Source organism: Pseudoalteromonas citrea (assembly GCF_000238375.3).
Classification (GTDB): Bacteria; Pseudomonadota; Gammaproteobacteria; order Enterobacterales; family Alteromonadaceae; genus Pseudoalteromonas; species Pseudoalteromonas citrea.
Map to the genome: position 1 here is coordinate 1,026,072 of NZ_AHBZ03000027.1, position 24,313 is coordinate 1,050,384.

At 39.9% G+C, this 24,313-nt stretch carries 24 protein-coding genes; 16 read left to right on the plus strand and 8 right to left on the minus strand.

The genetic code is table 11. From position 1 onward, the window contains the following. Positions 1-117: 117 nt before the first annotated feature. Both yiaA and PCIT_RS22375 read left to right on the plus strand, forming a co-directional pair. Positions 118-540, plus strand: coding sequence for an inner membrane protein YiaA (gene yiaA, locus PCIT_RS22370; RefSeq protein ID WP_010366515.1), 423 nt, complete (start codon positions 118-120; stop codon positions 538-540). A 165-nt stretch (positions 541-705) separates the two neighbouring features. Further along, entirely contained in the window at positions 706-1,221 is a 516-nt protein-coding gene (locus PCIT_RS22375) for a DUF2141 domain-containing protein (RefSeq protein ID WP_010366518.1), read from the plus strand. Between the two features lie 152 nt (positions 1,222-1,373). Here PCIT_RS22375 and PCIT_RS22380 read toward each other — a convergent pair whose 3' ends face one another. Then, positions 1,374-2,030 carry a hypothetical protein gene (locus PCIT_RS22380; RefSeq protein WP_010366520.1) on the minus strand — a complete coding sequence of 219 codons (657 nt, stop codon included), beginning with the start codon at positions 2,028-2,030 and terminating at the stop codon, positions 1,374-1,376. Between the two features lie 203 nt (positions 2,031-2,233). Beyond that, entirely contained in the window at positions 2,234-4,090 is a 1,857-nt protein-coding gene (locus PCIT_RS22385; RefSeq protein WP_010366522.1) for a S8 family peptidase, read from the minus strand. Between the two features lie 330 nt (positions 4,091-4,420). On the opposite strand from PCIT_RS22385, the gene PCIT_RS22390 reads away from it, so the two are divergent. Continuing rightward, positions 4,421-6,700, plus strand: a complete 2,280-nt coding sequence (locus PCIT_RS22390; protein ID WP_010366524.1) for an aminotransferase class V-fold PLP-dependent enzyme — start codon at positions 4,421-4,423, stop codon at positions 6,698-6,700. A gap of 89 nt (positions 6,701-6,789) precedes the next feature. On the opposite strand, the gene PCIT_RS22395 is transcribed toward PCIT_RS22390, so the two are convergent. After that, on the minus strand, positions 6,790-7,200 hold the full coding sequence (locus tag PCIT_RS22395; RefSeq protein ID WP_010366526.1) for a hypothetical protein: 411 nt from the start codon (positions 7,198-7,200) through the stop codon (positions 6,790-6,792). Positions 7,201-7,514: 314 nt separating this feature from the next. Here PCIT_RS22395 and PCIT_RS22400 point away from each other — a divergent pair, with 314 nt between their 5' ends. Next, positions 7,515-7,721 carry a DUF1289 domain-containing protein gene (locus tag PCIT_RS22400; RefSeq protein ID WP_010366527.1) on the plus strand — a complete coding sequence of 69 codons (207 nt, stop codon included), beginning with the start codon at positions 7,515-7,517 and terminating at the stop codon, positions 7,719-7,721. Positions 7,722-7,792: 71 nt separating this feature from the next. Here PCIT_RS22400 and PCIT_RS22405 read toward each other — a convergent pair whose 3' ends face one another. Further along, entirely contained in the window at positions 7,793-9,577 is a 1,785-nt protein-coding gene (locus tag PCIT_RS22405; protein WP_238348049.1) for a methyl-accepting chemotaxis protein, read from the minus strand. Positions 9,578-9,764: 187 nt separating this feature from the next. On the opposite strand from PCIT_RS22405, the gene PCIT_RS22410 reads away from it, so the two are divergent. Next, positions 9,765-10,934, plus strand: coding sequence for a porin (locus tag PCIT_RS22410; protein ID WP_021032317.1), 1,170 nt, complete (start codon positions 9,765-9,767; stop codon positions 10,932-10,934). Between the two features lie 2 nt (positions 10,935-10,936). Further along, a complete protein-coding gene (locus PCIT_RS22415; RefSeq protein ID WP_010366533.1) occupies positions 10,937-11,740 on the plus strand; it encodes a substrate-binding periplasmic protein in 804 nt (267 codons plus the stop codon). A gap of 37 nt (positions 11,741-11,777) precedes the next feature. Here PCIT_RS22415 and PCIT_RS22420 read toward each other — a convergent pair whose 3' ends face one another. Both PCIT_RS22420 and PCIT_RS22425 read right to left on the minus strand, forming a co-directional pair. Then, on the minus strand, positions 11,778-12,224 hold the full coding sequence (locus PCIT_RS22420) for a winged helix-turn-helix domain-containing protein (protein ID WP_157592859.1): 447 nt from the start codon (positions 12,222-12,224) through the stop codon (positions 11,778-11,780). Positions 12,225-12,411: 187 nt separating this feature from the next. Further along, entirely contained in the window at positions 12,412-12,687 is a 276-nt protein-coding gene (locus PCIT_RS22425; protein WP_010366536.1) for an Rdx family protein, read from the minus strand. A gap of 632 nt (positions 12,688-13,319) precedes the next feature. Here PCIT_RS22425 and PCIT_RS22430 point away from each other — a divergent pair. Then, entirely contained in the window at positions 13,320-13,490 is a 171-nt protein-coding gene (locus PCIT_RS22430) for a hypothetical protein (RefSeq protein ID WP_169727616.1), read from the plus strand. A 112-nt stretch (positions 13,491-13,602) separates the two neighbouring features. Here the strand turns inward: PCIT_RS22430 and PCIT_RS22435 are convergent, their stop codons facing one another. Then, a complete protein-coding gene (locus PCIT_RS22435) occupies positions 13,603-14,229 on the minus strand; it encodes an arylesterase (RefSeq protein WP_010366540.1) in 627 nt (208 codons plus the stop codon). Between PCIT_RS22435 and PCIT_RS22440 the strand changes: the two genes are divergently transcribed. The 9 genes from PCIT_RS22440 (at position 14,228) to PCIT_RS22480 (ending at position 23,321) form a co-directional block, all read left to right on the plus strand. Then, positions 14,228-14,941: an ABC transporter ATP-binding protein gene (locus PCIT_RS22440; RefSeq protein WP_010366541.1), complete on the plus strand. Its 714-nt coding sequence runs from the start codon at positions 14,228-14,230 to the stop codon at positions 14,939-14,941. The genes PCIT_RS22435 and PCIT_RS22440 overlap by 2 nt on opposite strands. After that, entirely contained in the window at positions 14,931-17,432 is a 2,502-nt protein-coding gene (locus tag PCIT_RS22445; RefSeq protein WP_010366543.1) for an ABC transporter permease, read from the plus strand. Before PCIT_RS22440 ends, PCIT_RS22445 begins: the two co-directional genes overlap by 11 nt. Before the next feature lie 345 nt (positions 17,433-17,777). Then, positions 17,778-18,968 (plus strand): porin, encoded by a 1,191-nt coding sequence (locus PCIT_RS22450; RefSeq protein ID WP_010366545.1) that lies wholly within the window; start codon positions 17,778-17,780, stop codon positions 18,966-18,968. Between the two features lie 10 nt (positions 18,969-18,978). Continuing rightward, positions 18,979-19,383: a type 2 periplasmic-binding domain-containing protein gene (locus PCIT_RS22455; protein WP_010366547.1), complete on the plus strand. Its 405-nt coding sequence runs from the start codon at positions 18,979-18,981 to the stop codon at positions 19,381-19,383. Between the two features lie 131 nt (positions 19,384-19,514). After that, positions 19,515-19,970 (plus strand): GNAT family N-acetyltransferase, encoded by a 456-nt coding sequence (locus tag PCIT_RS22460; protein WP_010366549.1) that lies wholly within the window; start codon positions 19,515-19,517, stop codon positions 19,968-19,970. 124 nt (positions 19,971-20,094) lie between these two features. Continuing rightward, positions 20,095-20,340, plus strand: a complete 246-nt coding sequence (locus PCIT_RS22465) for a BBE domain-containing protein (RefSeq protein WP_010366551.1) — start codon at positions 20,095-20,097, stop codon at positions 20,338-20,340. Positions 20,341-20,428: 88 nt separating this feature from the next. Beyond that, on the plus strand, positions 20,429-21,472 hold the full coding sequence (locus PCIT_RS22470; protein ID WP_010366552.1) for a PLP-dependent cysteine synthase family protein: 1,044 nt from the start codon (positions 20,429-20,431) through the stop codon (positions 21,470-21,472). Positions 21,473-21,586: 114 nt separating this feature from the next. Then, positions 21,587-23,026, plus strand: coding sequence for an EAL domain-containing protein (locus tag PCIT_RS22475; RefSeq protein ID WP_010366555.1), 1,440 nt, complete (start codon positions 21,587-21,589; stop codon positions 23,024-23,026). A 118-nt stretch (positions 23,027-23,144) separates the two neighbouring features. Further along, positions 23,145-23,321: a hypothetical protein gene (locus PCIT_RS22480; RefSeq protein WP_157592860.1), complete on the plus strand. Its 177-nt coding sequence runs from the start codon at positions 23,145-23,147 to the stop codon at positions 23,319-23,321. 55 nt (positions 23,322-23,376) lie between these two features. Here PCIT_RS22480 and PCIT_RS22485 read toward each other — a convergent pair whose 3' ends face one another. After that, positions 23,377-24,309: a bile acid:sodium symporter family protein gene (locus tag PCIT_RS22485; protein WP_010366556.1), complete on the minus strand. Its 933-nt coding sequence runs from the start codon at positions 24,307-24,309 to the stop codon at positions 23,377-23,379. Between the last annotated feature and the right edge of the window lie 4 nt (positions 24,310-24,313).

The window sequence follows — 24,313 nt, forward strand, 5'->3', positions numbered from 1 at the left end:
GATACTTTTGGGGGAGTGTTATTACCCTTTTATGAGTGTGGTTGACTTATGTGTGCACAATTTTAATACTGCAGTTCTGATTTAACAGGATTTTAAATTAACAGCAGGAGTATTTTTATGAATATATATAAACCAACCAAAGCGTTTAAGTTTGCTGCAATTTTTGCTTTGTTAGTGGGTGTTTTGGGGTTTTTAGTCGGGTTAATGAATGCCACTATGCCATTAAATGAAAAAGGATATTACTTTTCAATCTTGCTATTTGGGTTGTTTTCATTTGTCTCTTTGCAAAAAACCGTGCGCGACAAAGTAGAGGGGCAAAGTATATCTAAACCATACCTAATCATGTGTTGGGTAGCCGTAATTGCTGCAATTGGGTTGCTGAGTGTGGGTTTGTATAATGCTGAACTTTTGTTAAGTGAAAAAGGTTTTTATGCAATGGCATTTCTCCTGAGCGGATTTGCCGCGATCACAGTACAAAAGAATGTTCGAGACTCAATGCTCACTGACAATGCTGAACCTACCTATATTGCTGATGAATAGTTGGGGGAGTGGTGCAACTAAGTTATTCGATTGTGTATACATCAGCTGAATTTTTAAATTGTTTTTACGCGTACAGTTTTTAACAAATTTGTTTGCTTAGAAAGCGTATTAACGTGTATTTGCTATGGTAATGTGTTTAGAGTGTAATAACGTAAAGGAAATACGATGTTTAAAATACTTGTTGCCACCTTAGCTGGGCTCACTTTATTAACGGGATGCCAGTCAACAAGCTATACCAGTGTGAATGATGAAGCGGGTCTCCCGACGCACCTTAGTGTTACTATTTCTAATGTGCAGAATACGGATGGGCAGTTAATTGTGTTGGTGCATGACAATAACGGTGATTATCATGATGATTTGAATATTAATGATCCAAATGCCAAGTTTTACTTAAAAAAAGTGGTCACACCATCAGTACCAAACACATTGGTGGTGTTCGAAAATGTTCCCGCAGGGCGCTATGCAATTAATGTGATCCATGATGAAGACAGTGATGGAGGGTTAGATCGTATGATATTCCCATTTACTGGCATGCCGAGCGAGCCATATGCATTATCAAATAATATTTATGACCATTTTAGTAAAGGTGATTTTGATAATGCGTTAATTGATATAGCCGCACCAAACTCTCGAGTGGATTTGCGTTTAGCAACCCATTTGAAAAAAGTGGTTGGTATGTAACTTATTTAATAGGCTGGCATAGTGTGTTTTTACATGCTTGTATCTGCTCGTTACACTTAATCATATTTATTTTTTCGTTTTCAATTAAAGGTAACGTTTAATGGCGCTAAGTATTACACAGCGCCATACTTTTTTATGCCCTAGCTTTGTGCTTACTCTGTAATTATTTCTTCAATTTCTTGGTTATTGATCACTAACGTATACGAGTTATTAAATGAAGCATTACAAAATTCTACAGGTTGACCGTTAAGCTTGAGGTCGGAGGTACAATTTTGCAGGGAGTGCCAACTGCTAACCGCGCCTTTGGCCACACTTAGTGGCTTATTATTAACGGTGATAGTTTGATCCACATTAGAGAGAAAGCGAAGGGCAAAGTGATCATCTTTATTGTTAGTTTGCTGTTTTAATAGTGTGAGCTTTATATTCTCAACATTATCTTGCCAAGCAATGACATGATAATTTTGATCTGTTTCCACTTTATATTTCATTTGCTTGTGACGCCCTATAGAATTTAAAGACTTAGCGTAAAAACTGATTTGTCGATTGATATTGTGTTCGTGTTCAATACGCTTTGGAACAGCTGTTGTTGCTAGTGTAGTAACATAGTATTTTTCATTCGCGACGTTTCTTTCATGCCCATTTAATTTTGTATTTGCGGTATGAAACTTAACTTCATATTGAGTGGCGTTAACGTAGTTGTAGTGGTTTTTGTTTAAGTCTGAGCCAAAGTTGGCTGTTTCTAAATCTTCAGATGAGCATGCCATTAAAACGCAGCCAGCAAGTGGTATTGAAAGGTGTGCAAATTTCATGTTGTATATATCCATTTAAATAGAATGAGGTGTGAACCCTTAGTTAACTCAGTGCTATTTTAATGGTTTCAAGTGTAAGTTCCGGTGACGATATGTATAAAATTGTAGTGTTATAAAGTGCGGTTGAAAGGCATAAATAGAGGCTTTTCAGAAAAAGTTCAGCATGCGTGCATACTGAACTTTCGGAAATGGCTAAATAGTAGTTAGTATTGACCTACTAAACTGAGATTTGCGAAGGCTGAATAGCCTCTTAGCATAATATGGTAAGTGCCACCTTGACCTGAGTTTAGGCTACAGCTTTCACTGTTTCCATTTCTAAAAGGTCGGCAATCATAAGTGCTCGTTGTTGGTTTGCTACCTTTGCGAACGTATAAATCCGCATCACCACTGCCGCCAGATGTTGTCACACTCAAATTAACGTTTGCTGGTACGTCTATAGTGTAAAATATCTCTTGGTTTTGTGACCCAGAGATATTGCTGATAGGCACACCATTATCTAAACAGTTACTGCCACATCCACCTTGAGAGTCAAATGTTGCTTTTAATGAAGCACCTGAATATTGGCTATATCCATGTAACAATACATACCAATCGCCCGCAGCTGGGTTGGCAAAACTACAAGACTCAGTGTTCCCTGTTTTATAAGGGCGGCAGTTATAATTGTTTAGGGTTGGCTGCTGACCAACTTGAACATACAAATCAGCATCACCTGTTCCACCACTTAAATCAATCGCAAGGGATGTACTGCCTGCTGGTACAGAGATTTTATACATGGTTTCTGAGCCATTTGCAGCACTGGCGCTGACTGCTTGGCCGTTAGATAGCTCTATAGGTGGAGGAGGAGGTGGTGGTGGTGTTGATGTGCCAAGCGTGAATAGTAACTCATTTGGCGACCCTGATTTAGCGTCCGACACTTTGTTTTTAGAGCTTCTTTGACTGAGTAGGCTGTCAATTTGCGAAGGACTTAGACTTGGATCTTGGTCAAGGTATAATGCAACCGCGCCTGCAACGTGGGGAGATGCCATTGACGTACCACTGATGGTATTGGTTGCTGAGTTTGAGTTATACCAAGCTGATTTTATGCTTGAACCCGGTGCATAAATATCAAGGCAGTTACCGTAGTTGGAGAAACTTGAACGGCCATCACTGCTTGTGGTTGAACCAACCGTAATCGCATTGGCTGCGCGAGCAGGCGAATAATTACAAGCGCTACTGTTGTCATTACCAGCGGCTACGACAAAGCTAATGCCAGATGCAACGGCATTGTTTACTGCGTCATCAGTGGCTTGTGATGCACCGCCACCTAAGCTCATGTTAGCAACAGAAGGGCCAGATGCGTTATTTTTCACCCAGTTTATACCTGCAATTACCCCTGAGTTTGATCCTGAGCCGTTACAACCAAGCACACGTACACCAACCACATTGACATTTTTAGCGACACCGTAGCTGTTACCACCTACCGTACCAGCTACGTGTGTGCCATGACCATTACAGTCTGTGGCATTATTGTCATTGTCTATAAAATCATAACCATGACTGGCTCTATTACCAAATTCATTATGGCTGATCAGCACGCCAGTATCGATAACGTAGGCAGTGACTCCACTCCCGTCATAATCATAATGGTAATTGGAGTTTAATGGTAAGTCAGTTTGGTCGACACGGTCTAAACCCCAAATTGCATTACCTTGGTCAGCTTTGCTATCAACAAGAGGTGTCACTGACACGATTTGGTCTTGTTCTATATATTTGACATTTGGGTTTGAAAGTAAGGTGTGGATCTGCTTTTTAGATGCGTCAACTAACACGCCGTTAAGTGCAGTACCAAACTCTCTTTCAACAGTGACATTATACTGGTTACTAAGAATTTTGGTTTGTTGTGCTATGTAAGCTGCTATCGCTTTTTTATCCGTTTTATCGATAATCTTTGGCGCATCAAAGACGACGATATATTTGTTATCGATGGCTTTAGCTTGGTCGACTTCTATCATTTGAGCGGCAAAAGCTTGGCTAGATATCCCAGTTAATATTGCTAGCGTTAATGAACTTAATTTACGCATATTATTTCCTTTACATGTTGTCGTGGTTAAAAAGTAAACAAATTATTATCACGAATCGAAAATAAAACAAACATATGATTAACTTAAATGTAACTTTTGTGGTGCTTTTTGTATCTCTATCTTTACACTTTTTCTTTTGTGCCTTTTTAGGGGGCGTTTTTATGAATATACCCAAGCTAAAATTGCTGCGACATTTTTCTGAACTGTTTAAATTTAAACTTGAATATGTTTGGGAAACTCCTTAATATTACTTTAAGTAATTAGTTATTCCTTTTTGTTATATGGGTGAGAGTCTATATAAATTTAGTGTTTAAAAAGTAAGGCCTGATCATGGATAACCCTGAAGTACTGAAACAAATCTACTTAGATGCCAATGCCACTACCCCTGTATTATCTAGTGCAGCAGCAGCTGCGATGGAAACAATGGAGACCATGTTTGGTAATCCAAGTAGTAGTCATACCAGTGGTCTACAAGCGAAGCAGATTATGGATCAGGCCAGATGCAAAGCCATTCAAGTATTAGGCGCAGGTACTGGGCAAGTTATTTTCACCAGTGGTGCCACTGAAGGCATTCAAACCGGCATTTTATCTGCACTATATGCTGCTAAAGCAAAGATGAAAGCGGGGCAAAGTTATTCAATTTTATACGGCGCGACTGAGCACAAAGCGGTACCTGAATCTCTCAAACATTGGAATCGTATTTTAGAAGTTAATGCGACCATTAAAGCTATCCCAGTAGATGTACAGGGTAAACTTGATATGGAGTACATTGCTAATGAAGTCCCTGATGCACTCATGATTTGTACCATGGCTGTCAATAATGAGACTGGTGTCTACCAAGATTTATCACTCCTTGAACAGACAATTCGTACTCATAACTCTGACGTTTATTGGATGGTCGATTGTGTACAGGCATTAGGAAAAACTCACTTAGGGTTAGCCGATACGACGATTGACTATGCCCCGTTTAGTGGTCACAAATTATATGGCCCTAAAGGTATTGGGTTTGTATATATTCGAGAAGGGGCCCCTTTTACGCCCTTTATAGCAGGCGGCGGCCAAGAAAGCGGATTACGTTCAGGTACTGAAAATTTACCAGGGCTTGCAGCATTGAACGTTATTTTTGATGAGCTACTAGGGCAAGGTAGCGACGTATTTTCTTCGACGAAGGTGTTAAGTGAGTTACGCGCTCAATTGTCAACAGCGCTAAAAACGGCTTTTCCGACAGTGGTATTTAATCATAACTTTGACAATAGTGTTCCCACCACATTAAATTTCTCGATCCCAGGTTTTACATCGAAAGAAATTATGGACTTATTTGATGCGGCAAATATGCGTGTAAGCTCCGGTTCTGCATGTAGCTCAAAAGTAACCCGTAGCTTTGTATTAGATGCGATGGGATTAGAGCCTTGGCGCAGTGAATCAGCCATTAGAATGTCATTTGGTCCAGCGGTTACGCAGCAACAAATCACTGAAGCATGTGACAGAATACAGCACTGTGCGCACGCTTTAGGGCATAGTTGTTTGGTGAGTATGGATGGGGTAACTAATGAGCGAGAAGAGCTTGATGGGTTATTACAACTTAAAGTCGGTGGCAGCTGCTGCTGGGTATATGCTGATAAGCAAAGTGGTAAAGCGGTTGTTATTGACCCCTTAGTTGAGGTTCAGGAGCGATTACTCACGATACTTGAATGCCAAAAACTATCCTTAGTTGCGGCTATAGATACACATGGCCACGCAGACCATACTTCGGGTAGAGTTGGTTTAGTGCAAGCACACCTTAGTGAGCAGGCGTGCGATCCACTAGGGTGGCCAATACAGTGCGATCGTATCGAAATAAATAAAAATGTATTTAGTTTTATTGAACTAGGTGAGCACTGTTTAGTAAAAGTGAGCACCCCAGGTCATACAGCGGATAGCATTTCTCTTTTACTCTGTGATAAGTCTCAATTGCTCAAAGAAAAGTTTGTCCCGGAGTTTACATTTTGTGGTGATTTGATCTTGATGGGCAGTGTAGGAAGAACAAATTTTTCAACGAGTGATGCCGCGGCGATGTATTGTAGCCTCAGAAACCTTGCTAAAATCACAAATAAACAAGGCGTATTGTGCCCAAGCCATGACTATCACAATGAGTTTGTAACCACTTTTGATGCAGAGATGAATCGCAATACATTGTTAGAGCAGGCTATTGAAGGCAGGATATCGTCTGCCAATTTTATTAAAGCAAAGACGTCGTTAGATTTACATATTGATGATGAACAAGGTGCTGAAATCATGTGTGGCGCCTTTGTGGAGTCTTGTCAAAAAGTACAAGTGAGTGAGTACGATAGTGTGGCGCTTACAGAGCATATAGAGCAACATAGCGATGCCACTCTCATTGATATTCGAGAGCCTCATGAGTATGCACTCAACCATGACCAATATTTTTCAAAAAATGTGCCTCTGACGCGTTTAGCTAACTTTATTGCGCAGCAGCATAACAATATGGATCAAGAGCTTATTTTAGTATGCCGTAGTGGCAGCCGCTCTCATATAGCGGCGAATGCGTTAGCACGATTAGGTTTTAAGCATGTTGGACATCTAAAAGGCGGCTATGCTTTGAGCCATTAATCGGTGTTTAATATTTAATGTCGAGCCAAAACTTGATGTGTTTGGGCTCGATAAATTTTCTTACTGAGAATAAGCGGTAGGTTACTTTACTATTGGTTATTTTCAGTCGCTTTCGAACGGTTCAGTAAGTAGTCCCAATGGATTGGGCTTAACTCAAATACCTTATCACTATTAATATACGTTGAATTACAGACATCACGTTGCCCACTAACACGCACTGGCAATTGTTCCGTATATGAGCGCATTACTAAGTTATACTGTTGTTGAAATACCGGAGATTGAGGGTTTAATTCCCAAGTTACTGTCGTGCCCTCACTCAGGCAATTAGCAAATGTAGAGCCTTCATTATCAACTTCTAAGCGAAAATATATTGAGTGGTCGCCGTCTGAGTTACCTGAACGAGTATGTACTTCCCCCACAACTCCTGTTAAATCATTCATGGCATTAGCTGAAAATGTGGATATCGCTAACAATGCCATTGAGTATAATTTAAGACGCATTATTATTCCTTTTTATTATTATATGACTGATTTTAAGTAGTGTACTAAATTAAAACTAGTCTGTAGAGCGTTAGTAAGGAAAATGATAATTTCATTTAATAATATCAAGTTTCCTCTCACCCTAAAAAGCCATCATCTGGAATGTATTATGTTTGTTATTGATTTATGAAGTATTAATTTACCATTTTTTGGGTTTTTACTTTTTAAAAAGCAAGCTCTTAACCCTTTATAATACTGCTGGACTAAATTGTTGTATTGTCGGTATTCGTGGTCCACACTTTACAGTGTTTACTAGGCTCTTCTTGATACCTGAAATGACTTTTTCTAAACCAAATAGAATAGACACCCACATGCCAACGGTTGAGCAGCCATGTATTCGTCATTGCTGCTTAGATAGTAATGATAGATGTATGGGGTGTTTTAGAACGCTGCATGAAATATTGTCATGGCATACATATAGTGACGGAGAAAAAGAAATCGTAATAGACAAGTGCAGGAGTCGTAAAAAGGGCGCAAAATAACCTTTGTGTTCATTTGTTTATAAGCAAACTCAAAACATCAGTTAGACTGAGCCTCATTAGGGTTAAATAAATTATAGAGTAAACTTAGACAATAAGCCTTCTTGTTCGTGAGCATGATTTGCCAGCTTACCACTTGCCGTGAACTGTTTATCTGCAAAACTACCGACCTCCACGCTGATGTCATTTATATGGCTGGTATTTTTATTGATTTCTTCAATGACCACGCTTTGCTCTTCAATGGCCGTGGCAATTTGAATATTTCTGTCCATTATTTCTTTTACTGACTCAGATATATCACTTAGCATTAATGTAGCTTGCTCTGTTTGCTCTACACAGGATTGAGTTTTATCTCTACTTGAGCCCATCGCATTTTGCACTTGGCTTGAAGAAACTTGAATTTGACCAATCATAGATTTGATTTCTGTTGTGGATTCTTGGGTTTTTGATGCCAGAGAGCGAACCTCATCAGCTACGACAGCAAAGCCCCTTCCTTGCTCACCGGCTCGGGCCGCTTCTATTGCGGCATTCAGTGCCAGCAAGTTTGTTTGCTCAGCAATACCATTAATGACAGACAAAATATTTTCAATACTTTTACTGTATTCGGCCAATTGTGTACTTAACTCATGTGATTTTGATATTTCATCAGCTAAGTCAGTAATATGTGAGCGAGCGAGGTTAAATACATCTTGGCCTTGTTCTGTTTTATCGTTCACCTGAGTAATTGATGTGGCAGCTTGTTGAGCGCTACTGGCGATTTCAGAGGAGGTGGTGCTCATTTGATGCATTGCAGTTGCTAGGCTTTCGATTAAACTGACCTGTTGATCTAATTGCTGAGTCGATTGTGTTGATAGCTCTTTGGCTTCATCACTGCTGCTTACGACCAAATCCGCGCGATCTTTAACACTTTTGACCAGTTGCTGGAGTGACTCTAAAAAGCGGTTAAATTGTCGAGCGACTGTGCCACATTCATCTTTATTTACAATCTCTAACCTGCGGGTTAAATCTCCCCCACCACTTGCCATCGTTGTAATAGTTTGTTCTAAATCTCGTAATGGTTTAAGCAAATGAATAGCGAGGCTTCTCATCAATATCGCGCCAAATAAAATTGCGAGTACGGCTATGACAAAAGAGTTTATGGTGATGTCAGTTAAGGTGCTATACACAAGTGATTTATCCATTAACACTGCTAGGTACCAATTTGTACCGAATGCGTTTTGTAGTTCGTGCAGATAAAATATCTTTTGCCCATCCTTGGTATCAATTTCGATTAGTTCGTCGACATTATTGGTCGTTAGACCTGGATACAAACTACTGACTTTTTTCCCATTATAGTCGTTTTCTTGATGCGAAATTATAGTGCCATTTTTGTCTACGATAAAAGCATAGCCAGTATTATCAAAGTTTACGGCATTCACACTTTTTGCAATCGTATCTAAACTCAAGTCACCCCCGATCACACCAGAAAAGCCACTGGCTGTGTTGATAGGAGACACCACAGAAAGTAACAAATCTCCAGTCGCTGCATCGGTATATGGGCTTGTAAATACGGTTGCTCCTTTGTCCCTAGCAAGCTGATACCAAGGGCGCTGTTTAAAATCGACACCTGGCGGATTTTGTCGATTGGGATTGTTTGACCGTAAACCTATTTCCGTTTCTAAAGTACCGAACGCGAGTAAAAAAGCATTGCTGAAATAGGGGGTGTTGAGTGTGTTTTGAAACTTGTCAGGGCTAAAGTCTTGCTCTAGCTGACTTTTCACAACATCAATTTGATTTGCCTTTGACGCAAGCCAGTTATCGATACTAATCGACAACAAAGCAGCATTGTCAGTCACATAAGCCCGAGTTTTATTTTTCATCGAATCGCTAACAAACCAATAAGTGGACAGGGTTGTCACGCAAATGATGATTAAAATTACGAGCGCAGAAGCAACGGAAAACTTAGTACGGATTTTCATTATAATTTCTACCGCTAGTTAAAAAACACTCAATTATCTAAAGTGTTGACTATAATTTTGTTATTCGCAACCCTAAAGTGTGAACAATATGAAAACTCTCAAACGTTCAATCCTGACTTCTAGCCTATTTTCAATGGTGTGTATTAGCTCACCTTGTTTAGCCGCTGAGCCTGTAACCATGGCCGATATCCGTGCGTTAGAGGCTCAATTAGCCGAATTAAAAGCTCGTCTTATTTCGCAAGAAAAATCTAACAAGCCGGTGAAAATGTCACCGGGTCAACCACAGTCTCAACGAAATAAAGTTGAAAGGCATAAAGCCCAGCCTGAGCCAGCCTTGCAAAAAAGTATGCGCGCTTATGCAACCGTGCGTCCAACCCTCGGCATATTAGATGAGCAGGGTACCAGCAATATTGATGTAAGAGATGCTTTGTCACATGCTGGAATACAAGCGATGTATGAGTTCCAACCGGGCTGGACAGCAGAGCTACATGGAGAATGGAGTATCGATTTAGCAAACGAAGGCAACTTTGGCCGTTCGCGCCGAGCTTACACAGCACTTGATACGCCTTTTGGACGATTCGGTATTGGCAAGCAGCGACCTGCCCAGTATTTGTTTATTGCCGAGTACGTCGACATCTTTAACCATGGTGCCAGTCCATTTGCCTATGACCCTGAAAGCATCTTCTTTGTTGATAACCTAGTGACATATCGATACAAAACAGGCCCACTTACATTCATAGCTGTTGGGAAGTTTGACGGGGAGGATGGGGATAACCAGGCAGATCTAATTAATACAGGTCTAAGTTACGACAACAACGGCTTACATGCTGCTGTCACATATCAACACCATACTGATTATGAGCAAGAGCAGCTTTTGGGCGATAGTACGCTGTGGTCGGGTGCACTAGCGTATCAGTTTAATAATGGGTTTTACGCTGCTGTTGCCTATCAAGGTAAAGAGTATGATTATTTAAATGGTGATCGTGACGGCCACACTTTTGATTTATCGGTAGCTTACCAACTATCACAACATTACAAGGTTAAAATGGGGTATTTTGATTTTGATGATGGTTACAGCCAGCCAGATCCACTTAATCAGAGCTTTGACGGTTATAATTTAACGTTAGAGTGGTTACCTGTAGACTCCTTACGATTACACATAGAGTATTTAATGAAATCATTCGAAAGCAGGGACGATTTTGATTCTATTTCTATAGGGTTTAGATATGACTTTAGCACTAAATGGCAGTATGAGTAATTATGGCTAGGGCGATGCTGTATGTTTCTGCTTTTTTATTGTTACTTTTTAACTCGTTCGTCTTTGGTCAAGTTGACAAAAACCGACATCTACAAAAAGTCACAATCTTAGTTGACGACAGTTATCCTCCTTACTCATACCTTAGCGATGGTAACTTATATGGTATTTATGTAGATTTAGTAAAGCAAGCTGCATATTTACTAAGAAACACCTATAAAATTGACTTACAGCCAGTACCGTGGAAAAGAGGAGTCGCGGCTTTGGAGCAAGGGGAGGCATTTGCATTGATGCCTCCCTATATTCACATGAAAAAGAGGCCTTTTATTTGGCCATACTCTGTCGCGCTGCAAGAGGAGGTTGTTGTAGCGTTTTGCAATAAAGGCTTTACTTTAATTGATGTTCTTTCAAGGGCAAGCACTGATCTCCCGATAAATGTTGGCTTAAATGCGGGGTTTATGATTTTAGATGAGGCACTGATGGAAGCGCAAAAACGGGGTAAAATAAAAATATGGGAAAATAAAAATACCAAAGCCAATATTATGAAACTGGGGAAAAAGCGTATCGATTGTTATATTAATGATCGCCTATCTACATTGATAGGCATAAATAATATGGAACGCGCTCACCCTGAAATTGATACTACAAATTTTGTAGAAGATAAAACAATATTACGACGTACTGCACACATAGGGTATTTGAGAGAGGCAAGTATTAAATTCCCATTTAAAAATGACTTTATTAATAAAATGGACGGCGCGCTGTCAACAATACTAGAAAGGCAAGAAGATGGTGTAGGAACAGACTGAGGGCCACAGAGCTGCGAAGAGTCAGTTTGGCCACATGTTAGTAACCAAACTTTTTTTGTATTTTACCTAATGCACGTTTAAACCAAGGTGTATGGTTTGCGTTATTTTCGTTGGTAATATGCGCTACTGTCGATTGCGGTGGTATTTTATTTGGTGAGGTTGCAGCTGCTGCGTTATCACCTTGCTTTTCTATTTTCTCTAGAGGGAGTTGCCACTGGTATCCTTTTCTAGAGAAGGTCTTAACTGCATCATCACCAAACAGTGCACGCAGGTGCCCAATACTCTGAAATACCATCTGATCAGACACTGTTTTATCAGGCCATACTTTTTGCAGTAACTCGGCTTTGCTATGAACCTTCTCTGTATCAAGTAATAGTATTGCAAGCATATGTGCATGCTTTTCTTTTATAGAAAACTTTTTTCCGGAGTTAAAGAGAATGAGATTGTCACAATCAAACTCAAAGTCATTAAATTTATATATCATGAAAATTTTCATACCCCACTGGGCACGTACCTGTTTTTATTTTTTTTAAAGCATAACATATTCATTACAAAATCGGGATGTAAACGTGAAAAGTAATTTATATTATTATTTAACAATATTTTACATTGTTGGCTAACTTACAACTAAAACGATACTAAACTCATTTATAACTAGTACTTTATACTTATTAACGGTCGATATGGCCAAGTGCTCTGCTTGGGTCTAAGCGGTCTCGGACACGACGTTTTAATATTTTTGCTTCGGGGAAGCCATTATCTTGCTCTCGGCACCAGATCAGCTCTGTGTTATAAAAGATTTTAAATGTCCCTTTAATTGCAGGGGCTAATGCTACCTCGGCTAAGTCATCAGAAAAAGTAGACAGTAACTCTTGTGCAAGCCAGCCACTGCGAAGTAGCCATTGGCACAATACGCAATAGTGAATAGTGATTTTTGGTTTATGCATATTAAAGAACCTAAGGATTATGGTGTTTTTTTCAAAAAAGACTAGCCAACTTAAATAAAGACTAGGTTGTCATGTTTTCTTTAAATAGGCGATAGTAACTTACAAAACACGCTACTTTTTAGTGCGTATTAATAGGCCACTTCGCATTGCTCGCTTTCTTTACTGTCGTGCATGTGCCTACTGAGTAAGCTATCAAGTTTACATATCTGGTTTTAAAGTACAAAAGTAAAGTGTTTAGGTTGGGTGAAATGCATTTAATGTATACTTTGTTTATTTGCTTTGTAGCCTTGAAAAATAATGAAAGCGTCTCTATGTTAGATATGTAAGCGGCAAATGTAGGGTTTAGGGCCATTATTTTTACTTGTATTGTTTAATTAAGACTGGTATTATCTCTAGCTTGGTTTTTAAAACCAAGTGTAATGTCCTTTCTTACCCTGATCCAGTAAGCCAGCATTAAAAAAAACGAAGCTGAATTATTGTACGGCGACCAAAAGCAAGACTCGAAATCTCGTTGCTAAAGTAAAGTCCTCTTAAACATGTTGAACATGTCGGAATATCGTCAAAACTGTAGTGAAGCTTATACTAAATTCGTTCAGCTTATTGAGCTGAACACATATTATTGTGAGTTTTCTATGTCATATGAATACAATGGGTCTATGATCCAAATAGCACATCCAGTGCAGTCTATTTCTGTTAATAAAAGTACCGTTGTTTATGCGGATAAAACAGGGATGAAAAACACTAGGTTTGCCTCAACAGGCGATGCACGTAGCTTTATAAAATGGCTAACAGCCAAAAGCTAAGGTGTTTTACCGTTATGGTGTGTAGGCGCAAAGCTTTAAGTTATCGTTTTATAAGCTTTGCGTTTATAGCTCCTATCACTTCCCCAAAGACCTAATTATCACTTTAAACCCATCACTTTAAACTCTTTAACCATTTACCCACTTCTGCATGCATAAAGTCACGAATTATTGGTTGAGCTTTAGCATTAGGGTGTAAATTATCATTTTGCATGAGTGCTTTGTCCACAGCGATCTCAGTCATAAAATAAGGCATTAAATAAGCCCCTGTGTCTTGTGCAACTTTACCGTAGCTATTTGAGAACATAGATGTATACCTAGGGCCTAGATTAGGGGGGATTTGAATCTCCATCAGTGCCACTTTAGCCCCCGATTGTTGGCTCTTCTCTACGAGCTCAGTCAGGTGCTTTTTAAGTAACTTTATCGGAAACCCTCGAATGCCATCGTTACCGCCAAGCTCAATTAATACATGGCTTGGTTTGTGCACTTTTAGCCAAGTGTCTATTTTTAGCAATGCATTGTCGGTTGTCTGCCCACTGATAGCGGTATTAATTATTTCGATCGGTTTTTTTTCTTCAACGTATTTATTTTGTAACAAATTAACCCATGCCTGGGCTTGTTTAAGGCCGTAACCTGCGCTTAAGCTGTCACCTATGAGCATTATTCTGTCTTTGGCGATGCTAGAAAATGGCAAAAGCAGTAAGATACTAATAACTAAAAAATTTAGGATAAAACGAGTCATGTCAGTACTTTCTCAATTAAATGTAATTCAGGTCGAAGGATTAACCAAACGAGTGAGTACCCTTGAAGGGGAGCTTACTATCCTTAGCGAAATTAATTTTTCTGTCAAGTCGGGAGAGTCAGTTGCTATTGTGGGGGCGTCAGGCTCCGGTAAATCAACTCTACTGAGCTTATTGGCTGGGTTGGATACAGCAAGCGGTGGTGATATTCGCCTAGATGGTGATGCCTTGAGTACGCTGGATGAGGAGCAGCGTGCATGTATTCGAGCAGAAAAAGTGGGCTTTGTATTTCAATCATTTATGTTAGTACAAAGTTTAACGGCATTGGAAAATGTAATGCTGCCAGCTGAGTTAGCGGGTGATAAAAAAGCAAAAAGCCAAGCAATTGAGCTATTAGAAAAGGTTGGTTTATCGCATAGGTTAGCGCATTACCCCTCTCAATTATCTGGTGGAGAGCAGCAGCGTGTTGCTATAGCTCGAGCCTTTATCGGCTCTCCAAAGATACTATTTGCAGATGAACCTTCAGCGAATCTTGATAGCAAAAATGGTCATTTAATTGAACGTCTACTTTTTGATCTAAATAAGCAAAATGGGACAACGTTAATTTTAGTCACGCACGATGAACAGCTTGCACAGCAATGCCAAAGAATTATTCATATTGAAGGTGGGAAGCTAGAGCAAATAAGAGAAGGGAGTGCTATTAATGTGGGTTAAATTAGCTTTTAGGTTGTTCGCGCGAGAATTTCGCCGTGGGGAGCTGACTATCATTTTTGCAGCGATAGCATTAGCTGTTTTAACGGTTTTCAGTTTATCGTCGGTTACGGAGCGTATAGGGCTTAATATTGAGAAAAAGACCAGTGATTTTATTGCGGCGGACCGACGTTTATCGAGCAACCATGAGTTTACAGAGAATTATCTTGATATCGCCAGTAAAGAAGGTCTGGAAACGGCCTCATTGTTATTTTTTGACTCCATGTTATTTGCCAATGATGAGCTAGTTCTTGGGTCAGTGAAGGCAGTCAGTGAACAGTACCCATTGCGTGGCATGGTGACCATAAAAGACCAATTAGATGAATTACCATATGAAGTACGAGGCGGACCAAAAGTTGGGTCAATATGGTTGAGCGAAGGGCTCTTTTATACTTTAAATGTGAATGTTGGTGATACCGTAGAGCTAGGCGCAGGGCAATTTAAGGTGAGCAAAGTGCTTATTAATGAGCCGGATGCCCCTTTCTTTTCTCTGGCAGGTAACAAGCGCGTTTTACTTAATTATTTGGATGTGGCTAAAACACAAGCGGTACAAGCAGGAAGCCGAGTGTTCCATCGATTATTATTTGCTGGAACAGAGCAGCAATTAGCAGACTATTATGAATGGCTTAAGCCGCAACTAAAAGAAAATCAAAATTGGGAGGGCATTAAAGATAGACAGTCGCCTTTAGGGGAGAATTTAGCGCGTGCTGAGCGATTCTTACTTCTCGCTGGTTTATTTGGCATTATGCTCGCGGCTGTGGCAATGGCAGTATCGGCAAAACGGTATTGTGAACGTCAGTATGATCCGGTTGCTATGATGAAAACGTTGGGTGGTAGTCGTCAAATAATTCGAAATATCTTTCTAACGCATTTGGGTCTAGTGACGCTGGTTTCAATCGCAATTGGGCTAGGGCTCGGTTTTATTTTACAGCATATTGGCGCTAATTATTTGGCACAATTTATGGGCACTCAATTGCCTGAAGCGGGTGCGAAACCTTGGTTATTGTCGGCGTTTATTGGTGTCGTATGTGCTTTGATGTTTTCACTGAAACCCCTGTTAGATCTATTTGACATCCCGCCTTTACGTGTTTTACGTCGTAACTTAGGCGATAAGCTAGCGATAAGCAAAATACACATGGTGTCGTCGCTGCTTACTATTTTTGCACTCATGTGGTTGTTTAGTGGTCAAATCATACTGACATTGATTTTATTTGGTTCGACACTGGTTGTGATTGGGGTGTTGTTTGCCATTTCACGGGCGCTATTTTCGTTTGGCCGCAAGCTCGGTTTAAGCCCCGGTTCAAGTTGGTCATTGGCAATTGCAACCTTACAAAAGCGTGCGAATGCAAATGCTATCCAGTTGATCAGCTTTGCATTAGCGATAAAACTCATGTTGTTCTTAGTTGTACTTAAGAATGACATGATTTCTGACTGGGAAATGCAAGTCCCAGAAGATGCACCCAATGCATTTTTTATTAATATTCCAGAACAAGATATCTCGCCAATAACTGCTTTCTTCAATAATAACGGGATTACGCATGAGGCATTCTATCCGGTGTTTAATGCGCGTGTTAATGCTGTTAATGGCGAAGAATTGGCGCGTCGGTTGTCCAAGCAAGAGGGCGAAGAGCAAGACGAAGATGCGCGTGAGGGAGTCAGCCGGGAGCCTAATTTAACTTGGTTGAGCGATGTTCCTGAGGGTAATGAAATTATCGAGGGTGAATGGTTTAGTGGCGGTGATGAAATCGAAGTTTCAGTATTTGAAGGCTGGAAAGAGGTGCTTGATTTAGAATTAGGAGACACCATTTCGTTTTTAGCGAATGAGCAGCGTTTTGATGCAAAAGTAACAAGTTTTCGCAGTGTTGATTGGGGCACATTGAAACCTAACTTTGTGATGATACTGAGCCCGAATATGGCAGGAAAAATTCCGGTAACCTATTTCAGTGCCGGGAAGTTAGAAAGCCAGCATAACAAAGACATTAGTCGGTTGTTACAGCGCCACCCCACCGTTAGCATGATTGATATCAAGAGTCGCTTAGAGCAAGCTCAGTCAATTATTGCACAGGTGTCATTAGCTATTGGTTTTGTGCTATCAATCGTTTTAGTCAGCGGTGCACTGGTACTTATTTCACAAGTACAAGCAAGTCTCGCCGAACGTATGCAAGAAGTTGTCATTCTTCGCACACTCGGTGCCAAAGGGCGGTTGATAAAACTTGCTACGCTTTATGAGTTTATTTTACTGGGTGCTATTGCTGGTTTTGTGGCCGCGCTTGTGAGTGATGTTGCTTTACTTGTTATTCAACAACAACTGTTTGATGTCGAAGGTAGGCTTCATTTATATGTGTGGATACTTGGACCGGTTAGCGGAGCTGTTTTTGTAGCAAGTATTGGCTATTTTATGGTTGCTAATACCATGAGACAAAACACGCAAGGACTGCTTAGAAAGCTAAGCTAGTACGAGGTGGAAATGAGTAAGAAGGTCGCTTGATGGCGGCCTTTTTTTATGTGCTTCAAGCTATTATTTAGCATAAATACCACAACACTAAATCGTATTTAAACCCTCACTTACCTCAACATTGGAGGTTACTTTATACAAACTTTTTATTCAAATAAAAGTGAGTAAGTAACTTGTAAGCTGACTTTAACTTTATACGGCAAAGTTCCTATATTACTTACAAATCAAATTGTTAAAGAAGATAGGACGCCATTAGTGTTCATGTAAATAAACCTGTGATGCCTATTTTTACGACTATACTCAGACTGGATCAGGTATATAATATATAACATATGGAACAATGCTATGAATATAAAATTACTCTCGGCAGCTGTAGGGCTTGCGTGCATCAGTGCCACTGCGCATGCTGAAATTAGGATCAATGGCTTCGCATCGATAGTTGCGGGCCAAACTCTCGATGATAATACTAGCTTATATGGTTATGATGATGATATTTCATATAAAAATGAAAGTATGTTTGCATTGCAATTGTCATCAGATTTACAAGATGGGCTCAGTGCAACGGCTCAAATTGTGGCCCGTGGTAATGAAGATTTTGATGCAGAGTTTGAATGGGCGTATGTGAGTTATCAAATCAATGATGACTTGAAAGTGAGTGGCGGAAAAATGCGTATTCCCTTTTATCGTTATTCAGACTTTTTAGATGTTGGGTATGCTTATCGTTGGGTTCGTCCCCCGCAATCAGTATATAGCTTTGCTTTTTCAACCTATGAAGGTTTAAATTTATTGCACAACACTACATTAGGTGATTGGGACTCATCTGTGCAGGTTATTTACGGCTCTTTTGAAGACACCGTTCCTTCAGGTGCAGGAGCAATGCCAGAAGATATTAAACTCAATGATCTAATGGGAGTGAATTGGACAGTCAGTTATGACTGGTTTAGTGCTCGGGCTGCTTATTTGGTCGCTGAGACCAGCATAAATGCCTCGAGTGTTACTGGGCTTACTGCAGCACTGAATGGTTATGGTTTGAGCAATCAAGCAAATAATTTACTGATAAATAAAGATGATGGCTCATTTTTTGGGCTTGGTATCTCAGTTGATTACGATAGTTTTTTGTTCGATGCTGAATATACAGAAATTGAAGTGACGGACAGCTTACTGCCTGACCAAACCCAATACTATGCATCGATTGGCTATCGGTTAGACGAATGGACCTTGCATCTTACCTATGAAAGTAACGATGATGAGCATGATTCAAATCGACTGAATACCGTACCAGTCTCTATAACTGGCCCAAATAATACCGTGGTCCCAGTATCATTAGACCCAACAAACGCAAATTCGCCTTTATTAAAAGACCTAACAAATCAGGTATATTTAGGGGCTAAACAAGAAAGTAGTACTGTAACGGTTGGTGCTCGATATGATTTTCATCCGTCCGCAGCATTCAAAATTGATCTGAGCCGCTTTAATGATGATGTTACTGATCAAGATATTGATGTATTGGCTGTTGCTATTGACCTCGTCTTTTAAGGAGTAAATGATGAAAAAACTAGTTTCTATTTGTTTATTGTGTGTCTCTGCGTACACCAGTGCTGAGGTTGCCGTAATTGTTAATCCTAATAACAATAATGCGTTAGATAAGGGCGTTATTTCTAAAATATATTTGGGAAAAACAAAGTCATATGCGGATGGTGGGAAAATAAAAGCCGTTGGGCAAAAAGGCACCGCTGTGGCAAAAGAGTTTACGCAAAATGTGGTGGGTAAATCGAGTAGTCAGTTTAAAGCCTATTGGTCTAAATTAATTTTTACAGGAAAAGGGACACCACCAGACCCACTCGCGAGCGATCAAGCTGTGATTGACTTTGTGGCCAGTAACCCACAGGGGATTGGTTATATCGACAGCGCCAAAGTGACTGACGCTGTAAAAGTGATCGGTAAATTTTAATTGCATGAGTACGGTTTGCAATCTAGATATGTAAAGCACCTTCGGGTGCTTTTTTTGAAGGTATAATATATTTTTAGGTTTTATGGTGATACATTTTAGTTTGTACTTAAATAGAAACAAACGGATGCTATATGATTTATAGAGCTGCAACAGAGGCTGATTTATCAAAGTTAGAGGAGTTAGAGCAGGCCATTATTACTGCTGAGCGGCCATTTAACCAAACTCTAAAAATTGAAGGTGCTAAGTATTATGATTTACCAGCTTTAATTACTAGCGGTGACAGTTTGCTGCTGATTGTAGAGCTGGAAGGGGAAATCATCTCGACAGGCTACGTACAGATAAGAGACTCGAAACAGTCATTAATTCATGAAAAGCATGGTTATTTGGGGTTCATGTATGTTGAGCCACAATATAGGGGAAAAGGGATCAATAAATTGGTTATTGAGCGTTTGATTGAATGGGCAAAGGTAAAGAATATCCACGACTTTTATCTTGATGTATATTCTAGCAATCGCGCTGCCGTGAGCGCTTATAAAAAGTTAGGGTTTGATGATACTTTGGTTGAAATGGCAGTACATAAAAAGTGATAACTTGTAGTTTTTTATTTGATAAAAAAGCAGGTAGTTTCAGCTCGTTGTAATGTATTTGTTGAGTGGCTGATATTTTCCTCAGTGCGTCAAATGTTGAAACTTGATATTGTAAGTGGTGTATATGCAGTATAGTAATTGGTGGTTTTTTATCCTGCACCAACAGCTTTACACTATAATGGTCAATACCCGTTTTCCGAATTTGGCTAGTATTATTGCCTTCAGCTATAAGAATTCCCCTGATATTGATTTACCTAATTGGCAAACGCTTTATTACAAAGACAACTACCCAAGGTTACAGCGTATAAAAACCCAGCTTGATCCACATAATAGGCTGCATCATAGTCAATCAATAGAGCTACTGGCTTAAGTGGCAATTCGTTCAGAGTTTTTGCACTGGCATCAAAAAGATGCCAGTCTTGATATATGTATTACTTAAGTTGAGCAGGAACTTTATCATGAATCGCGCGTGGATAAATTGGGCCATTAAAACCATTGAGGCAGATTACACTCGATCTGCTGATACACATCTAATTCGTCTGGATTTAAAGAGCCATCCGGATATTTTAGTCTATTTAAAAGATGAAAGTACCCACCCTACAGGGTCATTAAAGCATCGTTTAGCTCGGTCGCTTTTTTTATATGCACTGTGTAATGGTAAAATTCATGAAAACACCCCAATTATAGAGTCGTCTTCTGGTAGTACCGCAGTCTCAGAAGCTTATTTTGCTAAGCTCCTCGGTTTGCCATTTATTGCTGTTGTACCTAAGTCAACTGCACAAGAAAAGATTAACCAAATTGAGTTCTACAACGGGCAGTGCCATTTAGTTGAACAAACAGACCAAATCTATGCTGAATCGAAAGCACTAGCTGCAAAAATGAACGGCTTTTATATGGATCAGTTTACGTTTGCCGAGCGCGCAACCGACTGGCGTGGCAACAACAACATAGCAGAAAGTATTTTTAAACAAATGGCTGACGAGCCATTTACTATTCCCTCGTGGATAGTGATGAGTCCAGGCACAGGTGGAACATCAGCAACGCTTGGGCGTTATATTCGCTTCCAGCAATATGATACACAGTTGTTGGTGGTTGACCCTGAACACTCGGTATTTTACGACTATTATAAAACAAAAAAGAGTGATTTAACGCACCACTGCGGCAGTAAAATTGAAGGTATTGGCCGTCCTAGAGTCGAACCTTCTTTTATCCCTGGAGTTGTGGATGAGATGTTAAAGGTCCCTGATCAGGCGAGTATCGCTGCAATGCACTGGCTAAATGGTAAATTGGGGAGAAGGGTTGGACCTTCTTCTGGCACTAATATTTGGGGCGTGTTAAATCGTGTTGAGCAAATGAAAAAAGCGGGTGAAACCGGGGCCATTGTGTCGTTAATTTGTGATAGCGGCGAGCGATATTTAAATACATATTATGATAATGAGTGGGTTGAAAGCTCAATTGGCGATTTCATTCATCATAATGATTATTTAAAGCAGTTTTTTTAACACTTTGCAAACACTGGGGCTATGGCCCTAGTTTGTTTCCGTAAAAAATACATATTTTGTCCACTTTTCTATTATCTAATGCGAACAATTTCTTTTCGTATAACAGGCTTAGCAATGGATAATATTATTTTAGCACTCGCAGTTGGTGTAGCGGCAATAAGTCTTATTGCTTTGGTGCGCGTTAGCCAACTGCGCAAAGGTGACTTAAAAACCCTTCGAGATATCAAAAAGGCTAAGTCGGCATTAAGTAAGAAAGTGTTTTATCATGGTGATAGTGATATTCCCAACTATCGACAATTTATGCAAAAGTTGCTCAAAGTTGAACGTAAGTTTACGCGGTATCATATATCGCTTATTAAACTGGGTAAACAACCCGTTTTTGACGATGTTGATGATCATCTAGATTCATTGTCAGAGTTATTTCATGCCACCAGTAAGTCATGTGAACCGTTTGCTTTAGCGCTGTACGATAATGAATACATGCTGATGGCATTCGTCACACAAGGCAGTGGTGCTAACAGCCAAGAAGCGGTGCAAAAGCAGCATGAAATACTAGATAACCTGCCGAAACAAATTTCGGTGAGTAACACGATGGTGCCTATTGATTATGCGATATCATCATTGAGCTTGACTGGGTACTCCGCCATTTATGGTATGGATAAGGTGCAACGCAGACTAATTTATTCTATGGAACATGCATTAGAGAGTGAAGATGGTACATTTTTTCATAATGAACAGTTATACAAAGCTGAAATGTATAAAAAGCATGTTTTACGTAAACTCACCAGCAGTATCTCGTTTAATCAAGAGGATTTCTATTTGGTATTTCAGCCAATATACACACCTTGTGATTTAGATAAGCCGGTGCGTTATGAGGCGCTGGTTCGTTGGAAAAATAATAAAAATTTAGGCCCAAAAACCTTCATACCGATGTTAAAGAGTCAGCCTGGTCTGCAAGAAGGTATGACGGAAATAGTGTTGAACCAAGTTTTCTCATTACTCAAAGTTCAGTTAGAAACGACAAAAGAACTAGCGCCAATCCATATTAATATTACAAAACAAGAACTAAACACAGAGCATTTATATAGCCATTTAAAGTTACTACTTAAAGGCGCCCCTGCGATTGCTGGTTTCATTATTTTTGAGGTGGAGAAGAATGACTCCCTCACTGACAGTGAGTACATAAAAAGTAATATGCGTAAAATCATAAATTTAGGGTGTCGGTTTTCGATAGATAACTTTGAAAATGATAAGCCGAGTTATCAGCTTTTAAATAATGGCTATTATAAAACCATAAAAGTAGATAAAGCGTATATTGGTGAAGTACGGGACAGAAGAAGCTCGTCAGCATCACTTGAACAAATAATGGCAACGGCACAGCGCTATAAGTTGACTGTGATTGTTGAAGGGGTAGAAAATCAATATCAGCTTGAATATATTAAACGCTTCGAAAATGCCATGTTGCAAGGGTATTACATCAGCGCACCACTCAGTGCGAATAACTATTTATCATTGGAAAACAAACACAGGCGTGTGAGCCCCCAGGCCGTATAACGGTATATTACTATTTCTCGCGCATACTTGATTGTATTTTAACCTTAACGGGGTAACCTATTGCAGGCTTACCTAGGTAGGCATTTAATGAAATATCAACATGTAAAAGGAATATATCGTGATTAAATTGAATAAAAAGAAGTTAAAAAACTTGTCTCTACGTGAGCAAAAGATCAATGTTGAATTGACCGTAAAGGTAGTAGGTGGCTTTTCTGCTATGGGGTGTGGACCAATCTCTAACCCAGATTATAGTTGCCCTGCAACTATCTATGGAGAAACGTGTTTACATGACTAACCTATAGAAGGAACACGAAAGACTGTGTATAGAACACAGTCTTTTATATTTATTATTACTTAAGTTCGTTGCTCTTGTTATTTGAGGGGGGCGATTTTTGCCAATGGCTAGCAAGCACTGAGCCACTCACATTATGCCATATTGAGAAGAGTGAACCTGCTACGGCGGCACTAGGCGTAAAAAATTTCATCGCCAGCGCCACTGCCAACCCTGAGTTTTGCATGCCCACCTCAAAAGCTATCGTTCGACAAACTTGCTCACTGCACCCCAAGCGTTTAGAAATAAAATAACCCAGTAGCAACCCTATACCATTGTGTAAAACGACTGCAAGCATCACAAATAGGCCAATAGTGGCTAACTTACTTTGATTAAGTGCTACGACTACGGCAATGATCACTACTATCGCAAACATAGAAAGCAATGGTAGTACAGGCAGACTCTTTGTGATCAGTTTATGGCAATACCTATTCAACATGACGCCTACAGCAACCGGTAATAGCACGATTTTTAGTAAACTGATGAGCATATCCATCATCGGAATATCCACCAGCTCACCGATAAGGAGTGTGGTTAATAAAGGCGTGAGCGCCACGCCTAGCAGGGTACTTATTGCTGTCATAGTGATAGACAGCGCAACATCGCCTTTTGCAAGGTAGCATAAAACATTACTGGCTGTGCCACCAGCCACTGTGCCAACCAATACCATGCCAATTAAGGATGGGGTATCAAACTCCATCCCTTTTGCGAGTAAAAAAGCCAAAATGGGCATGACAGAAAACTGTAATAAAACCCCAATGAGAATGGCTTTTTTGTTTTGTGTGGCACGGGAAAAATCTTTGAGGGTTAACGTTAGACCCATTGTCAGCATGATCATCATCAGCAGTGGTACTATCATGCCTTTGAGACCAATAAAGTACTGTGGAAATGCAAATGCGATTGTTGAAAATAAAATAGCCCAAATTGGGAAAAGTTGTAAAGTCAGTGCCATAGGT

What these genes read in the sequence shown, in the direction of transcription:
- yiaA (WP_010366515.1), top strand. Translation starts at nt 118, where the DNA reads ATGAATATATATAAACCAACCAAAGCGTTTAAGTTTGCTGCAATTTTT.
- PCIT_RS22375 (WP_010366518.1), top strand. Translation starts at nt 706, where the DNA reads ATGTTTAAAATACTTGTTGCCACCTTAGCTGGGCTCACTTTATTAACG.
- PCIT_RS22380 (WP_010366520.1), bottom strand. Translation starts at nt 2,030, where the DNA reads ATGAAATTTGCACACCTTTCAATACCACTTGCTGGCTGCGTTTTAATG.
- PCIT_RS22385 (WP_010366522.1), bottom strand. Translation starts at nt 4,090, where the DNA reads ATGCGTAAATTAAGTTCATTAACGCTAGCAATATTAACTGGGATATCT.
- PCIT_RS22390 (WP_010366524.1), top strand. Translation starts at nt 4,421, where the DNA reads ATGGATAACCCTGAAGTACTGAAACAAATCTACTTAGATGCCAATGCC.
- PCIT_RS22395 (WP_010366526.1), bottom strand. Translation starts at nt 7,200, where the DNA reads ATGCGTCTTAAATTATACTCAATGGCATTGTTAGCGATATCCACATTT.
- PCIT_RS22400 (WP_010366527.1), top strand. Translation starts at nt 7,515, where the DNA reads ATGACTTTTTCTAAACCAAATAGAATAGACACCCACATGCCAACGGTT.
- PCIT_RS22405 (WP_238348049.1), bottom strand. Translation starts at nt 9,577, where the DNA reads ATGAAAAATAAAACTCGGGCTTATGTGACTGACAATGCTGCTTTGTTG.
- PCIT_RS22410 (WP_021032317.1), top strand. Translation starts at nt 9,765, where the DNA reads ATGAAAACTCTCAAACGTTCAATCCTGACTTCTAGCCTATTTTCAATG.
- PCIT_RS22415 (WP_010366533.1), top strand. Translation starts at nt 10,937, where the DNA reads ATGGCTAGGGCGATGCTGTATGTTTCTGCTTTTTTATTGTTACTTTTT.
- PCIT_RS22420 (WP_157592859.1), bottom strand. Translation starts at nt 12,224, where the DNA reads ATGATATATAAATTTAATGACTTTGAGTTTGATTGTGACAATCTCATT.
- PCIT_RS22425 (WP_010366536.1), bottom strand. Translation starts at nt 12,687, where the DNA reads ATGCATAAACCAAAAATCACTATTCACTATTGCGTATTGTGCCAATGG.
- PCIT_RS22430 (WP_169727616.1), top strand. Translation starts at nt 13,320, where the DNA reads ATGTCATATGAATACAATGGGTCTATGATCCAAATAGCACATCCAGTG.
- PCIT_RS22440 (WP_010366541.1), top strand. Translation starts at nt 14,228, where the DNA reads ATGTCAGTACTTTCTCAATTAAATGTAATTCAGGTCGAAGGATTAACC.
- PCIT_RS22435 (WP_010366540.1), bottom strand. Translation starts at nt 14,229, where the DNA reads ATGACTCGTTTTATCCTAAATTTTTTAGTTATTAGTATCTTACTGCTT.
- PCIT_RS22445 (WP_010366543.1), top strand. Translation starts at nt 14,931, where the DNA reads ATGTGGGTTAAATTAGCTTTTAGGTTGTTCGCGCGAGAATTTCGCCGT.
- PCIT_RS22450 (WP_010366545.1), top strand. Translation starts at nt 17,778, where the DNA reads ATGAATATAAAATTACTCTCGGCAGCTGTAGGGCTTGCGTGCATCAGT.
- PCIT_RS22455 (WP_010366547.1), top strand. Translation starts at nt 18,979, where the DNA reads ATGAAAAAACTAGTTTCTATTTGTTTATTGTGTGTCTCTGCGTACACC.
- PCIT_RS22460 (WP_010366549.1), top strand. Translation starts at nt 19,515, where the DNA reads ATGATTTATAGAGCTGCAACAGAGGCTGATTTATCAAAGTTAGAGGAG.
- PCIT_RS22465 (WP_010366551.1), top strand. Translation starts at nt 20,095, where the DNA reads ATGCAGTATAGTAATTGGTGGTTTTTTATCCTGCACCAACAGCTTTAC.
- PCIT_RS22470 (WP_010366552.1), top strand. Translation starts at nt 20,429, where the DNA reads ATGAATCGCGCGTGGATAAATTGGGCCATTAAAACCATTGAGGCAGAT.
- PCIT_RS22475 (WP_010366555.1), top strand. Translation starts at nt 21,587, where the DNA reads ATGGATAATATTATTTTAGCACTCGCAGTTGGTGTAGCGGCAATAAGT.
- PCIT_RS22485 (WP_010366556.1), bottom strand. Translation starts at nt 24,309, where the DNA reads ATGGCACTGACTTTACAACTTTTCCCAATTTGGGCTATTTTATTTTCA.